Raw genomic sequence first — 501 nt, 5'->3', positions numbered from 1 at the left:
TATTTCCTCATCCAGAATTTGTTTTACAAACAAGTCAAACAAAAATCAAAAACCTTTTGATAAAAAGTACCACCAAAAGGATATCGGAAAATCGTGCTAAGCAAAAAGCTGGTCAAATAATGGACTACGCAAAAGAGTCCTATCCCGCTGTTTCCTCGACCAGTGTTCAAACACAAAAGGTTCAATACTACGCACGACAGCTGCTTCACCTATTGGAGGAGAAAGAAAACATTTCTGGTCAATTGATTGAGAAAAGTAAAAAGCTTTCGGAGTTTGAACTACTTATAAGCCTCCCAGGGATTGGCGATATTAGCGCGGCGCTTTTTATTGGTGAGTTTGGTGACATATCTCGCTTTTCGAATCACAAAAAGGTTAACGCATTTATTGGTATTGATATCCGAAGATATCAATCAGGGAAATATACAGGACAAGATCATATCAATAAACGAGGAAATCCAAAGGGCAGGAGAATCTTATATCTCATTGTTCGAAACATGATTC

Annotated in this window: 1 protein-coding gene; it reads left to right on the top strand. The window is 37.7% G+C overall.

Annotation, left to right across the window (positions count from 1 at the left end; genetic code table 11):
* Nucleotides 1-119: 119 nt before the first annotated feature.
* Nucleotides 120-501, top strand: a 382-nt coding sequence (locus IEV91_RS21545) for a transposase (protein ID WP_229745693.1), incomplete at its 3' end; no start/stop codon positions are given.

It is taken from the genome of Pullulanibacillus pueri (genome assembly GCF_014639255.1).
Lineage (GTDB): Bacteria > Bacillota > Bacilli > Bacillales > Sporolactobacillaceae > Pullulanibacillus > Pullulanibacillus pueri.
The sequence above is the reverse complement of the archived record's forward strand: the minus strand, read 5'-3'. Positions and strand labels throughout refer to the sequence as shown.